Annotated in this window: 13 protein-coding genes; 4 read left to right on the top strand and 9 right to left on the bottom strand. The window is 48.6% G+C overall.

The window, feature by feature from the left end; genetic code table 11:
- Positions 1–43: 43 nt before the first annotated feature.
- A complete protein-coding gene (locus tag MHB46_RS18645) occupies positions 44–1,450 on the bottom strand; it encodes a DNA-binding protein (protein WP_341163078.1) in 1,407 nt (468 codons plus the stop codon).
- Between the two features lie 245 nt (positions 1,451–1,695).
- Positions 1,696–3,606, bottom strand: a complete 1,911-nt coding sequence (locus tag MHB46_RS18640) for a bifunctional 2',3'-cyclic-nucleotide 2'-phosphodiesterase/3'-nucleotidase (protein ID WP_341163077.1) — start codon at positions 3,604–3,606, stop codon at positions 1,696–1,698.
- 257 nt (positions 3,607–3,863) lie between these two features.
- On the opposite strand from MHB46_RS18640, the gene MHB46_RS18635 reads away from it, so the two are divergent.
- From MHB46_RS18635 to phnE (MHB46_RS18620), 4 genes are all read left to right on the top strand, one after another.
- Positions 3,864–4,832, top strand: coding sequence for a phosphate/phosphite/phosphonate ABC transporter substrate-binding protein (locus tag MHB46_RS18635; protein ID WP_341163076.1), 969 nt, complete (start codon positions 3,864–3,866; stop codon positions 4,830–4,832).
- A gap of 133 nt (positions 4,833–4,965) precedes the next feature.
- A complete protein-coding gene (gene phnC / locus MHB46_RS18630; protein WP_039273947.1) occupies positions 4,966–5,736 on the top strand; it encodes a phosphonate ABC transporter ATP-binding protein in 771 nt (256 codons plus the stop codon).
- Positions 5,733–6,587 carry a phosphonate ABC transporter, permease protein PhnE gene (gene phnE, locus MHB46_RS18625; protein ID WP_160789521.1) on the top strand — a complete coding sequence of 285 codons (855 nt, stop codon included), beginning with the start codon at positions 5,733–5,735 and terminating at the stop codon, positions 6,585–6,587. Before phnC ends, phnE (MHB46_RS18625) begins: the two co-directional genes overlap by 4 nt.
- Positions 6,584–7,381 carry a phosphonate ABC transporter, permease protein PhnE gene (phnE, locus tag MHB46_RS18620; protein ID WP_013312028.1) on the top strand — a complete coding sequence of 266 codons (798 nt, stop codon included), beginning with the start codon at positions 6,584–6,586 and terminating at the stop codon, positions 7,379–7,381. Before phnE (MHB46_RS18625) ends, phnE (MHB46_RS18620) begins: the two co-directional genes overlap by 4 nt.
- An 87-nt stretch (positions 7,382–7,468) precedes the next feature.
- On the opposite strand, the gene MHB46_RS18615 is transcribed toward phnE (MHB46_RS18620), so the two are convergent.
- From MHB46_RS18615 to MHB46_RS18585, 7 genes are all read right to left on the bottom strand, one after another.
- Positions 7,469–8,599, bottom strand: coding sequence for an aminotransferase class V-fold PLP-dependent enzyme (locus tag MHB46_RS18615; RefSeq protein WP_341163075.1), 1,131 nt, complete (start codon positions 8,597–8,599; stop codon positions 7,469–7,471).
- Positions 8,600–8,761: 162 nt separating this feature from the next.
- Entirely contained in the window at positions 8,762–9,637 is an 876-nt protein-coding gene (gene cysW / locus MHB46_RS18610) for a sulfate ABC transporter permease subunit CysW (protein WP_190298001.1), read from the bottom strand.
- A gap of 92 nt (positions 9,638–9,729) precedes the next feature.
- On the bottom strand, positions 9,730–10,563 hold the full coding sequence (cysT, locus tag MHB46_RS18605; RefSeq protein WP_254329475.1) for a sulfate ABC transporter permease subunit CysT: 834 nt from the start codon (positions 10,561–10,563) through the stop codon (positions 9,730–9,732).
- 78 nt (positions 10,564–10,641) lie between these two features.
- Positions 10,642–11,706 carry a sulfate ABC transporter substrate-binding protein gene (locus MHB46_RS18600; protein ID WP_341163074.1) on the bottom strand — a complete coding sequence of 355 codons (1,065 nt, stop codon included), beginning with the start codon at positions 11,704–11,706 and terminating at the stop codon, positions 10,642–10,644.
- 355 nt (positions 11,707–12,061) lie between these two features.
- Positions 12,062–12,745 (bottom strand): hypothetical protein, encoded by a 684-nt coding sequence (locus tag MHB46_RS18595; RefSeq protein ID WP_025722514.1) that lies wholly within the window; start codon positions 12,743–12,745, stop codon positions 12,062–12,064.
- A gap of 116 nt (positions 12,746–12,861) precedes the next feature.
- Positions 12,862–13,356 (bottom strand): hypothetical protein, encoded by a 495-nt coding sequence (locus MHB46_RS18590; protein WP_341163073.1) that lies wholly within the window; start codon positions 13,354–13,356, stop codon positions 12,862–12,864.
- A 93-nt stretch (positions 13,357–13,449) separates the two neighbouring features.
- A complete protein-coding gene (locus MHB46_RS18585; RefSeq protein WP_341163072.1) occupies positions 13,450–13,740 on the bottom strand; it encodes a hypothetical protein in 291 nt (96 codons plus the stop codon).
- Between the last annotated feature and the right edge of the window lie 23 nt (positions 13,741–13,763).

Below are 13,763 nucleotides of genomic sequence, written 5' to 3'. Positions count from 1 at the left end.
TCGCAATAACGTGTTATATGAAGAATTCGAATGAAATTTGGAATTATAAATATCCACCGGTACTGTGATCATAGGCATGATTCTTTTCATTTGCACGTACGCCCAGGCACAGACTCTGATACAACTGCTGCTGTTCCGGTGTAGCAAAATTCCGATGCTGCTCAAATAAAGCCATACAACCAATGATATGTTCGGTATAGCTATTATCGACAGACAGTTGCAAGCAATGCAGTATTTGTCCCACTCCCTCGGGGTAATCGCCTTTTCGGAAATAATACTCCGCATACACCTTACAAAAGGATGCAAAGCGAAATGCATTAAAGTGCTTGCGATAATGAGTGTCCCATCGTTCCGGTGCAAGCTCCCAGAAGCTCTTGAGTTGCTGACTAAACAGTCCCAGTTCGGCATCCACGAAATAACCGAATCGGTTCGCCGATTCGAGCAAGGTGTTCAAGCCTTCCAGTATCTCATCCGGATGCTCACGCAGGTAAGTAATATATTCATAGATTGCAGAAGTGTTGCCCATTTTAATTTCAATACAAAGTCGGTTGCCCTGTGCATATACACGATGCAGGTTGACCACTTTCCAGCCTTCTTCGTCTAAACCCTCAAACCAGCTCAAATCTGCATAACCCTCAATCCATTGCTTGGATTCCTCATATCTGCCCTGAAACTCATAGCAGCTGGCCTTGAGCAGATGCCCCTGAGCATAGTAATAAACGAGCGGCTTAAGCAGCTCCAGGTGCTCATCTCCAAAACGGTTCCGATTGCGATACAATGCCTGCGCCAGCTCTCTTAGCTCGTCCGCATACATTTCCATCTCGGACCATTGCATTTTTAAAGCAAACACTTGAGATAGCATATGTAAGCCTTCCAGTGCGTAAATTTCCGGTAGACGACTACGGTACAAATGGAATTGTACAGCAGCCTTCAAGTTCCGTTGGTTATCCTTGATCTGAATCTGGAATATACGGAAATAGCTGATCGCCAACCGTTCAGAGTGGGTATACTTCTCACTCTCGATGACACAATCATACAGAAGCATGGCGGCTTCATGTCTGCCATCCTCAAACATCGCTTCTGCGGTCTCAAAAATAGCAGGAACGTTCGATAAATCGTCCATCAAATAGCCAAGTACACTGCGTATACACTCCAGCTTGTTCAACTCTGAGCAACGTAGGAGAAACGGACGCAACCTCCTCCAGTGTGGTAAGGAATGAATAAAACATTCATCCACATACATCTCGAACAAAGATCCTTCTTCCAATCCCATGGCCTCGGTAATCAGATCAAGCTGATTGACTGAGATAGGCCGTGGTGGGTTCCGATTAAGTATACCGCTAAGTGTACCCGGATTTACCTTGGAAGCATCTGCAAAACATTGCATTGAAATGCCTTCACTTTGAATATACTTTTCTATTTCTGCGCGGATCGTGGTGTTTTTTTCCAAAGGGACACCCCCTCAAACGAATGATGGTGACTTTTTCATTACCTTTTAAACCAAAATTTGTTTAATCAAAGTATATGTCTATTTATACGAGAGGTCAATAACTTTAAACACGACTCAGGACATATAAAATCACGAATTTTGTACGATTTTAAAACTGTTTTATGAAAAAAGACCGTCCTCTGCGGGACAGTCTATTTCTATTATTTTGATGCTTGGACTTATAGGACAAAAACTAGTTAGCAGTTCTACCGTGAACGTCCGAAATCGATGGCAAACTTAGCGTATCCCTCTACCGTTAACCCTTCATAAAGCAACTCCGAACAGGCATTAGCGGCATCCGTTGCTTGCGGCGAGGTCAGAAACGTCACATGCGGACGCCCCGACCATGGGGCGAGGGACCAATGGCCGTCAGCTTTTGGCGTCAACGTCTTCATATGCCGCACGTATTCGGTCAGCACATGACGGTTCTCATCCGGTGAAGCAAGTATAATTCGCTCTCCACCCGGATTGACCAGCGCAGAGGAAAACGCGCGATAGTTATTCGTAACAACCAGATAATTTCGCTGCATATCCATCGGTTCGCCATCAAAAGACATCTGAATGATTCTGTGTGCATCTGGGTCCTTTAGGCCCCCGTCAGCATCATATTTGGCTGGCTGTGTTACATCAATCTGATACCTGATGCCGTCGATGATATCAAAATTAAAGCTTGGAAAATCAGAATTAATCAGCTCTTGCTCTTGTTCTGCTGAAGGATCAATTTGCCGGAATTGTCCAGCAGACCACTCTAGCCATTCCCGAATTTCCGTTCCGGTCAGTCGAACGACATGCAGCGTATTCGGAAAATTGTACAGATCGGCGATATGCTTGATCGCCAACGTCCCCGCCGGAATATGGGTATAGTACGACGGGCCATATCTGCCGCCTGTTTTAAAAGGAGCTGCTGCCGACAGAACGGGCAATCCTTCGTACTCGCTCCCTTGCATCTGCTGCTTCACATACCACATTTGCGCATCATTCACGAGCTGAACCGAAGCATCATCCATCACCTGAGCAAAAAAGCTGTTCACCCCCATCGTCGTCTGACCTACAGGTGCACGAATATACTCTAATGTTCCGGCGTGCTCTTCTGCTACCGCCAGCTGAATGGCAGTATCCGGTTGTACCAGCGCCTCCTTGCGTATCGGATCATACACCGGGCGTACCTCGGCAGCAGATGCAGCCACTTGCCACTTCCCTCCACTAAAGGTCAGCTCCAGATCAATGATCCCCAGATGATCCCCCCAAAAGCCCGGCTCCACTGCTGGAATATCGTGGATGGTACCTCGCTCTATATCAACACCTGTTTTCCCCATAAACGAAGGTCCGGGAAATACTTTATGTGCATGACCAAACACAATGGCATCGATCCCTTCCACCCTGCTTAGATGCAGCACCGCATTTTCCATATCAAGCGTTTCGGGAATATCCTCAAAGCCTGCATGGGGCATGGCAATGATCAGATCGGCTCCCGCCGCCTTCATTTGTGGAATAAACCATCTTGCCGTTTCCAGCATATCTTTGACAATGATTTTCCCCTCCAGCCACGCCTTGTCCCATTGCATAATTTGCGGAGGAACAAAGCCGATGATCCCTACCTTCAACAGATGCTTACCGCCTGCTTCATCCTCTACCGTCTTATCCAGCAATAGATAAGGTGTAAAGTAATTTCGTTCTTGTTCTCCTGCTATATAAATGTTGGCATTCACATAAGGAAATTGCGCTTCTCGAAGGCAAGTCTGCAAGTATTCCAGTCCATAGTTAAATTCATGATTCCCGATATTGCCTGCCTCATATCCAAGCAGATTCATGGCTTTATAGGCGGGATGCACCGCGCTTGAGTCCTGTTGGATTCGTTGTACAGCATAATCCCCCATCGGATTCCCTTGGATCACATCTCCGTTATCCAGCAGCATATGGTTGGGTACCTCCGCCCGGGCTATTTGAATCAAGCTGGCTGTTTGCGCCAGACCGTAATGCAGCGTTTCCTGATCCGTATAATAATCGTAATTCCACAAACTGACATGCAAATCGGTTGTAACCATAATGCGAAATTTCACTCTCACAAGGCTTACATTATCTTGGTCTGCCTTTTCGTTAATATCCAAAATATCCAATCTTGTTCTCTCCCTCAGCTTCGGTCATAGAGCTTGAACAAGTCTAACAGAGCACTGTTAAGAGAATGTTAAAATAAGCATTTCGCATAAATCCAGAAAATGGTTTTTACCATACGATAAATTTTACATCATTTTTACCAAAGTCAGGAGTGGTTTTTACCCTAGCTGTGGGACTAGCTGTTAAGATTTGGTTTGTCACAGTATTTACAGGTTTTTAATTTTATTTTCGTTATTACTATGTTTAGGGGGAAATTATTTTGTTCAAAAAAGCACTGACCTTGTGCATGACCTTCACACTGGCAGCGGGTCTAGCCGCTTGTGGCTCCAATGCAAGCAATAATAACAGCGCGTCCACTCCGGGTACAGATGGCTCTAAAAACGAAAGCACAGCCTATGTTCCTAAAGAGTTAAAGGTACAGTTCGTTCCTTCTCAAAATGCAGATACGCTCGAAGCCAAAGCCAAACCGCTCGAAAATCTACTGGGTGACAAGCTTGGAATCCCGGTGAAAGTAACGGTATCTCCTGACTACAATACAATTGTGGAAGCCATGTCTTCCAAGCAGGTCGATGTAGGATTCCTTCCGCCGAATGCTTATGTACTGGCCCACGATAACCGTAAAGCAGCCGACTTGCTGTTGCAAGCTCAACGCTACGGCATTGAAGATGCTACAGGTAAGGACACGACTGAAAAAGTAAACTTTTATAAAGCAATGATCGTGGTGAAAAAGGGTTCTCCGATTCAAAGTCTAGCTGATCTGAAAGGCAAGAAGGTTGGCTGGCAAAATGTAACCTCCTCCGCAGGCTACGTGTACCCTGCAGCAGAGCTGAAAAAAGCTGGCGTGGACCCGGACACGGATGTGCAGGGTGTGACAATCAAAGGCCACGATGCTGCTATTCTGGCGTTGCTGAACGGTCAAGTTGATGCGGTAGCTGTTTTCCAGGATGCACGTAACACGGTGAAGAAGGAAATCCCGGATGTATTTGAAAAAACTCGCGTCATTCATTACACAGCTAAAATTCCAAATGACACCGTCAGCGTACGTTCTGATATGGATCAAGCGTGGAGAGACAAGATCAGCCAAGCCTTTATTGACATTGCCAAAGACCCTGCAGGCGGCGAGATCATTAAAGAAATTTACACCCATGTAGGTTATGAAAAGGGTGACGATAAAAACTTCGACTCCGTGCGTGAATACGCCGAAGCCGCTGGTCAAGCGGTTAAGTAATCGGAGCAAACAAGGTACTTTAATGAAGTAACAGCTACGAAACAGGCTTTACGAATGACAGGGCAGCACCGTCCATGTATTCATGGCGGTGTTGTTTTCATTCCACCCCATCGGGGGAGAAAGTTGGGAGCATATGATCGAATTCCGTAACGTATCGAAAACATACCCGAACGGCACCAAAGGGTTGAACCATATTAATTTGACGATTCAGGAGGGAGAAATGGTCGTCATCGTCGGCTTATCCGGTGCAGGTAAGTCTACCCTGCTGCGTTCCATTAACCGACTGCATGACATTACGTCCGGCGACATTGTCGTGGGTGGCAGGTCCGTCACGTCTGCTGGAAGCAGCGAGTTGCGGCGCATTCGCCGTGATATCGGCATGATCTTTCAAAGCTTCAATCTGGTTAAGCGTTCGACAGTGCTCCGCAATGTACTTTCCGGCCGCGTCGGCTATCATTCGACGCTGCGGACCATTCTCGGTCTCTTCCCGAAGGAGGATATCGAACTGGCACTAACAGCGCTGGAGCGCGTGAACATCCGCGAAAAAGCTTACAGCCGGGCAGATGAACTGTCCGGTGGCCAACAGCAGCGCGTATCCATCGCCCGCGCCCTGGCGCAGGAGGCTAAAATCATTCTGGCGGACGAGCCTGTCGCATCGCTGGACCCGCTGACCACCCGCCAGGTCATGGATGACCTCCAGCGCATCAACCGTGAAATGCAGATTACGACCATCGTCAATCTGCATTTCATTGATCTCGCGCGCGAATATGCAACGCGGATCATCGGATTGCGCGCCGGAGAAGTGGTCTTTGACGGCACACCGGAGGAGGCTACGGATGAGGCCTTTGCGGAGATCTACGGCCGGGCCATCAAGCATGATGAGCTGCTGGGAGTGGGATCATGAAGCCCGGCTCCACTGCCCAGCCGCTCTCTTCGACGCAACCGTCACCGCATGCTGGACCGCCGCAGCCAAGCAAGCCGCCAGCAGGGCCACCTTTGCCAGGACGTTACAAGCGTTATGCCACCTGGATGATTTTTATCGTAGTGCTGGTAGCCTGCTCCATTCATACGGATGCCACACCTTACCAGTTGATCATCGGCTTGCCGGAGATGGGCAAATTGTTGGGCGAAATGTTTCCACCCGACTGGAGCTATCTGCCTACCATCTGGAAACCGATGCTGGAAACGATCCAGATCGCCATTGTTGGCACGACACTGGGAGCCATATTGGCGATCCCTGTCGCGTTGCTGTGTGCCTATAATGTGATGCCGCGCAAACTGATTTCGCTGCCAATGCGCACGATCCTGAACCTAGTACGGACAATTCCTGATTTGCTGTTTGCCTCAATCTTTGTGGCGGTGTTCGGCATCGGGCCGTTTGCAGGGATGCTCGCCCTGCTCTTCTTCTCCTTTGGCATCATAGCCAAGCTGACCTTTGAGGCGATTGAAGCCATTGATCCCGGGCCGCTGGAAGCCATGACCGCTGTTGGCGCGAGCCGCATTCAAATCATCGCCTTTGGTGTGGTTCCGCAGGCTCTTCCTTACTTTGTGTCGTACTTGCTGTATACCTTTGAGGTTAATGTGCGCGCGGCTTCCGTTCTGGGCCTGGTCGGCGCTGGTGGTATCGGTCTGTTGCTTGACCGTTCTCTGGGGCTATTCCGATATGATCGGGCAAGCATCATTATTCTACTGACCCTCGTCATCGTCCTTGCGATTGATTACGGCAGTAACCTGCTACGGAGGAAATTATTATGAATGATCCTACGCTTCGCAGACCTATTGGCTCCCGCCTGCGCCTATGGGCGATAGCTATTCTGCTAATCATCATTTATATTTGGGCTTTTCGCGGGATGCAGTTTGAAGGATTACAGGGAACGGCTAAAAGTGTCTCTGTCGCTATATTGGACGGCTTCCTTCATCCCGACTGGTCGTTCGTCTACATCCCTGAGGGAGAGGATTTACTGCGCGGGTTGCTGGATACGCTGGTCATTTCAGTGCTCGGAACCTTCGTGTCCGCATTTGTCTGCCTTCCGTTCGCCTTTTGGGCGTCCAGCAATATGACCCGTCTGCGTCCCTTATCGGGTAGCGGGAAATTTGTGCTTAGTGTCATCCGGGTTTTTCCAGAAATGATCGTCGCCATCCTATTTATCAAAGCCGTTGGCCCCGGTTCGTTTGCGGGTGTGCTTGCCCTCGGCATTCATTCCATCGGCATGCTAGCGAAGCTTTTCTCGGAAACGATCGAAAGTGTCGATCACGGGCCTCAAGAGGCTTTGATCGCGTGCGGTGCCAACCGTTGGCAGGTGATTTTCTTCGCCGTGCTACCGCAGGTGATTCCACAGTTTCTTTCGTATTCGCTTTACCGTTTTGAAATTAATATCCGTTCCGCTACCACGCTCGGTCTGGTCGGTGCAGGTGGTATCGGTACTCCGCTACTGTTTGCACTCCAAATGCGCAACTGGAACCGTGTAGGCGTTATCTTGCTCGGCATTGTGGTCCTGATCATTTTGACGGATCTGATTTCCGGCTGGCTGCGCAAACGGATCGTATAATTAGAATTCTAAACGTCCAAAGAGCCTCTCCTGTGTAAAAAGGGATGTTATACTCCCATTCACTCGGAAGAGGCTTTTGCCGTTCGTTCAACATCGCCCTGCCAATTCATCTATGACTCGTCGGACTTCCTCAGCCGTATTGTAAAAATGCGGAGCCACACGGATAACATCCTTTCGTGCTGAAACGATCATATTTTGGCTTCTCAAATTCCTTTCCACAGCCGACACGTCGGCTACTTCAACAGCGAGCAGGCTTGGTAATGTGCCTCCCCTGTAAGGTACACGTATGTGTAACCCTTTGCGCCGTCCATATTCAACGGAAAAATCCAACAACTCACTCATATAGGCCTGAATACTCGTGACTCCAATCTCCAGCAGCAGCTTTAAGGCCGCATTGGCGGCAAAAATGCTAATGAAAGAAGGCAATCCCGTCTCAAAGCGTCGGGCTCCCGCCGCCGGAACCGGGTGAGCAATATCAAACCGGGAAGCGGGCTCCTGCCCAAGCCAGCCTGTAAGACGGGGCTTGAAGCGGTCTATTCGGTCCTTGCTTACATAAAGAAAAGCCACGCCCGGAATTCCAAGCATATATTTGCGTGCTCCCGCGACCAAAATATCTACGCCCATTGCCTTTACATCCACTGGAACGATCCCTGCAGACTGATAAGCATCCACAAACAGCAACGCCTGCTTTCGGTGGGCTATATCGGCAATGGATTTTAAATCCTGCTGAAATCCGTTGGTATAGTTCACTTGTGACACCATAACGAGCGCAGTTTTCTCCGTAACATGCTCCTCATACTGCTCTATCGTCACTTCTCCCTCGATGGAGGGGATACAGCAGATGTGATCCCGGAACATCTCCTGTGCCTGCCAGATGTGTCCCACCGTCGGAAAGTCGGTGTCCGCATACACAATGCCTTCTTTTCCCGGTACATAAGGAAGGGCTGTGGCCACCCCGGCAATCGCCTCAGAGGCTGAGGACAGGACCGCAATTTCGTCAGGCTCCGCCCCAATGAGCTTGGCAAAATGCCCTCTAGCCTCCTCCAAACGTGCCATAGACAGATCGCCGTTATGACCGTGTTGCAGCAAACTTCGATGATATTCCTCAATGGCAGCGGAAACCGGCCTTGATACGGCCCCCTGGGAACAACTCCCTACATGGATATGTGAGGACAGCACTGGAAACAGCTGACGGTAGGACTGAAACGGATGTTTCATTTTTCCCTTCGCTCCTCCTGGGCACACCAACGTGCCTTGATATGATCATTTTATTATCCATATAAGCCACCTTAGAACAAGGGCCTCTCTTCCCATCTTCCCGCCGTTAACAGACGATAGACGCAAAGAGAGGCCCTGAGGGATCATATACAAAATCATAAATTAATGCACGCGTTTGCGTCCAAACCAGCTTTTAAGTACCAAGGTTGCCAGAGCAAGTAACAATAACAACGAGGCCACCGCAAAAGATGCCGAGAACTGATATTCGTTATACAAAATTTCTACATGCAGCGGCAGTGTATTCGTCTCTCCACGGATATGTCCAGAAACGACGGACACTGCACCGAACTCACCCATGGCTCGCGCATTACACAAAATGATGCCATACAACAAACCCCACTTGATGTTCGGCAACGTCACTTTCCAGAAAATGCGCCAACCGCGCGCGCCTAGCATGACCGCCGCTTCTTCCTCCTGCTGTCCCTGATCTTCCATCATTGGAATGAGTTCTCGCGCCACAAATGGAAAGGTGATGAACAGCGTCGCTAAAATAATACCAGGCAGAGCAAATATAATTTTAATATCATGCTCGTCCAACCACGGTCCAAGCCAGCCCTGTGCGCCGAACACTAATACATACATCAGCCCTCCGACGACAGGAGAGATGGCAAAGGGTAAATCAATCAAGGTGACCAGCAAGCCTTTGCCGCGAAATTGAAATTTCGTGATCAGCCAAGCGGCAGCTACACCAAATACCGTATTCAGCGGTACCGTTATCGCTGCCACCAGCAGCGTCAACCGCAATGCAGACATGGCATCTGGGTCCCGTAACGCTTCGACGTAGACGCCCCATCCTTGCTTGAGCGCTTCGGTAAGCACGACGATTAGCGGCAATACCAGTACCCAGAGCAAAGCTAAAAAAGCAGCACCAATTAGCGTCCACTTCACCCAAGTGGCCTCGGTCGTGACCCTGTTGGGCGGTGCGGATGAAGGCACTGGTGCAGAAGCAAGCTCCTGCCCAGTTATTGCTTGTGACATGGTGTATCCCTCCTTAGAATGCGGTTATCATGCGCAGCCCTGCATGTTAACGTTAGATAATTACATTAGACAGTTGCGTTTAGGCAGTTACGTTAAACTGCACGGCGCCGTGACCAGCGCTGAATGCTGTTAATCACGAGTAACAGCACGAATGAAATTACCAACAGCATCAACGCTACCGCCGTAGCTCCTGCATAGTCATTTTGCTCCAGCTTGGACATTATGAGCAGTGGAGCAATTTCCGTCTTCATCGGCATATTGCCAGAGATGAAGACGACAGAACCGTACTCGCCAATACCACGGGCAAAGGCGAGCGCAAAACCCGTCAACAGCGGTGGCACCAGCTCCGGCACAATAACGTTGCAGAAGATACGCCATCTGCCAGCTCCCAGCGTAGCAGCGACCTCCTCCTCATCCTTATCCAGCTCCTCCAAAACCGGCTGAACTGTCCGTACGACGAACGGAATGCCAATAAACATCAATGCTAGCGTAATTCCCGTCTGTGAGTATGCCAGCCTCCATCCAAGCGGTTCAAACAATGAACCGATCCAGCCATTCTGCGCATACAGAGCAGTCAAAGCAACCCCCGCTACGGCAGTAGGCAAAGCAAAGGGCAGATCAATCACCGCATCAAAAATTCGTTTCCCCGGAAACTCATAACGCACCAGCACCCAGGCTATCAATAAACCGAGAAACAGGTCGATCAGCGCCGCAGCCGCGGCACACAAAAAGCTTACCTTGTAGGAAGCCAGCACCCTGACATCAGTCGCCACGTCCCAAAATTTTTCCCACGTCAGTCCAGTTGAATTCAGAAGCAGTGCCGATAAAGGCACCAGCACCACCAGACTGAGATACAGCACACTATAACCCATTGTTAATCCGAACCCGGGAAGTACGCGTTTTCGGGTGGCTTGCACTTGACTCATGTTCTGTTCATCCCTCTCTGAATCCATTCACTATGACACTCGCGGCTACCGATCAATCGCCTACACAGTCCACCTATTTTATGAACTGCCGGGTACATAAATCTGGTCAAAAATGCCTTTGTCGCTGAAATGCTTCTGCTGCGTCTCCTTCCATGTCCCGAATACATCCTTCAAGGTTACGAGCTCCAAATTAGGAAATTGATCCTTGAACTTTGCCGTCACACTCTCCAGTGTTGGGCGATAATAATTTTCGGCAGCAATGGTCTGCCCTTCTTCACTGTACAAATATTTCAGGTACGCGTCCGCCACCTCGCGTGTACCTTTTTTATCTACCACCTTATCGACTACTGCTACCGGAGGTTCAGCCAATATACTGATCGATGGATATACGATATCGAATTTATCCGCACCCAGCTCCTTCACGGAGAGCAATGCTTCATTTTCCCATGCAATCAGCACATCGCCAATTCCACGCTCTACGAAAGTCGTTGTCGCTCCACGTGCTCCGCTATCCAGTACGGGCACATGCTTATACAGGTCCTGTACAAACTGCTGGGCTTTAGCTTCATCGCTATTGTTCTTCTTGAGCGCATAGGCCCAGGCTGCAAGATAGTTCCAACGTGCTCCGCCCGAAGTTTTAGGATTCGGTGTAATAACTTGCACATCGCCACGGATTAAATCGTCCCAGTCCTTGATCCCTTTCGGGTTCCCTTTGCGCACCAGTAACACGATGGTTGAAGTGTACGGGGCGCTGTTATGCTCATATTTACTTTGCCACCCCTCTTTAACAAGTCCTTTTTCCTGTAGCGCATCAATATCGTAGCCCAGGGCCAGAGTTACCACGTCCGCATCCAACCCGTCCTGCACAGAACGACTTTGCTTGCCAGATCCTCCATGAGATTGCTTGATCGTAACCTTCTGTCCTTTCTCCTTCTCCCAATGGGCGGCAAACGCTTTATTATATGCCTCATACAGCTCACGGGTCGGATCATAAGAAACATTGAGCAACTCCACTTCCTTGGAACCGGCAGCAGAACTACCATCCGCCTGCGTCCCTCCCTTGCTTGCCCCGCAAGCGCTCAGCATAATCGTTAAAACCAAAGATAGTCCGAGAATAAGTCCACTTTTCCATTGCCTTTTCATCAAGACACCCCGAATTCTATGTAATTTGTATTCATTTACGCCTGTTATTGACAGACATAATCAAAAAAAGAGCGGAGAATTCCCTGATGCAGCCCTGATAGGTCAAACCTGTCACGTGGACAGTGTCTGCCTGCTGTTCCTAGAGGTTCTCCGCCAAAATGGCGAGATCATACATTAATTCTTTAATTCCTACCTGTTTAATGAGTTATATGGATATAATACGAGAGTTTAGGAGTGATGTCAAACCTTTTTTTGGTATGTATCATCTGGACTTTTCTTTCTTTAAGAGGGGGGCAGTCAGAAACATGATATATGTTTCCGACCGTTTAGAGGTCATTTACACACGAAGTACGACTTAGTTGGCAACCGTTTCAAGATTAATCGAAAAGACTCCAAAAAGCTTCGGATTGTCCGTAGCTCTTCTCAACCACAGTTCACCCGATCCCACCATGACTCCCTGATAATTAACAAACAAATCATCTGTCTTTTGATTCACCAGCGCCTCGCGAATTGCATCCGTAAAAATCTGATCATACTTGGCCATAAAATCTTTCTTATTCGGAATCGTTAGCGACTTTTCACTATCATTAACACGCAGAGGGTACAAAATATAATTGGCCACTTTTTCCTTGTCATTGTCGGCAACTGCCTTCTGCAGCGCTTTGAACGTGTTCAAAAACGCTTTAGGATCTTGAATACCCGCTACCTCAAATGGATTTTGCGATGGATTGGAGGTTGCCGGAGAAGAAGATGTATCCGATGAAGCAGATGGAGCCGAAGGAGTTGATTTTTGTGCATCAGTACCGCTGTTTTCTGCACTCTCGCTCTCTTTCGCTGCTTTGTCACTTTGGGCTGAACCGCTACGATTACCACCGGCTCCGTTCTCGATTACGCTTGTACTGCTTCCAGTATCAATGGTTTCAGCATTCTTATCCTGACCACAGCCAGTAAGTGCTACAAAGGTAAGTGTAAGTAAAATGGCTGTCAGTGACAGCCTCCGTGACATCTTTTGATTACCGAATTCATGGTTTTTGGGCACAACGGGTCATCCTTTCTGCTTTCTGCTCTGACCTATTCTGTTCATTAAGTCTTCAACCGTTCTATTGTAACATAAGTAGACTAATGACCGCATGTCGCACCCTTTCTGGAAGGGGCTTACAGTGTAATATATGCGAAGGTTTTAACGTTTCCTTGCGATCCATCGTCCGTACTTACTTTCAAAATCAGCTCTTTCAAGGAGTCATTTGCTGCTTCATCCTGCCCTTCTGGCTTTACAAACAGCAGATCATGGCGTTCTCCTGGCTGCAACGTTCGACTGGAAAATCCGCTCGTTGTACCTTGCAAGTCCGATCCATTCGAACTGTTGAGCTTGTATTGTATGGGCTGCTTTCCAACATTCTTGATACTGATGTACAGCTTGCGCCCCTCTTCAAATTTAAAGTTCGTTTCGCCTTGTCCTTCAAAATGCATTCTTTGATCATGTACGATACGCTTCGCTGTGCCTCCCTGCTTATTCTGCACGCTTAGCGGTATTGCTGGATGCGTCACACTCGACGTTGATGTAGTATATGTGTGTGTCGGAAAACTAGCAAAAGTGGCATAACCCACAATTGCCCCTGCAACCCCCATCCAAACCCATTTCTCCATCATTTGATTTCCTCCTTTTCTTATCTATCCTTCAGTCGTCACCATGATTGCACAGATGGAACGGCTTATCTTCTATAAGGAAGCGATCCAGCCAAGTCATTTTATATATAAAATCGGGTGCGATTCGATGAATCCGTTCACAATGTCCAAAGAGCGTAGATTGTTCAAGTTTTGTATTTCAGGAGGCAACGTACGGATTCCGCTATACTGGATATCCAGATACTCCAGTTGTTGCAGCTCTCCAATTTCAGGAGGCAAATGCCGGAATGCCAGCTCCTCTTTGGGAATTACTTTAACATCTGGTGCCGGGCGATCATAGCATCCACAGCTGATCCTCAGGCTTTTGAGCCGGGTCAGCTTGGCAATGTCAGCCGGTAGCTCTTCCAAATCCGCTACTCGTATCGTCAGTG

The organism is Paenibacillus sp. FSL H7-0703, assembly GCF_038003485.1.
GTDB classification, from domain to species: domain Bacteria; phylum Bacillota; class Bacilli; order Paenibacillales; family Paenibacillaceae; genus Paenibacillus; species Paenibacillus polymyxa_B.
The sequence above is the reverse complement of the archived record's forward strand: the minus strand, read 5'-3'. Positions and strand labels throughout refer to the sequence as shown.